General features: G+C 63.5%; 1 protein-coding gene. It reads left to right on the top strand.

Translation table 11 applies throughout. The features are described from left to right. A partial coding sequence (locus IFU29_RS22270; RefSeq protein WP_191935773.1) for a fimbria/pilus outer membrane usher protein occupies positions 1-359 on the top strand: 359 nt, incomplete at both ends.

The raw sequence follows: 359 nt of genomic DNA, 5'->3' as shown, positions 1-359 counted from the left end.
GCCAGGCTGACGATGGGCGAGGACTATTTAAACTCCGACATCTTCGACAGTTTCCGCTTTGCCGGCGTCAGCCTGGTGACCGACGACAACATGCTGCCGCCCAACCTGCGCGGCTATGCGCCGGAGGTGACGGGGATAGCGCGCAGCAATGCGAAAGTTATCATCCGCCAGCAGGGCCGCGTGCTGTATGAAACCCAGGTAGCGGCGGGGCCGTTCCGCATTCAGGACATCAACGACGCGGTCAGCGGCCAGCTGGACGTGCGGGTGGAAGAGCAGGACGGCAGCGTGCAGGAGTTCAAGATGGACACCGCCAGCATCCCGTACCTGACCCGGCCCGGCTCCGTGCGTTACAAAGTGGC

The sequence above is a fragment of the Erwinia persicina genome, assembly GCF_014838825.1.
Taxonomy (GTDB): Bacteria; Pseudomonadota; Gammaproteobacteria; order Enterobacterales; family Enterobacteriaceae; genus Erwinia; species Erwinia persicina_A.
Note: the sequence above shows the minus strand (reverse complement) of the source record. Positions and strands in the feature narration are given on the sequence as shown.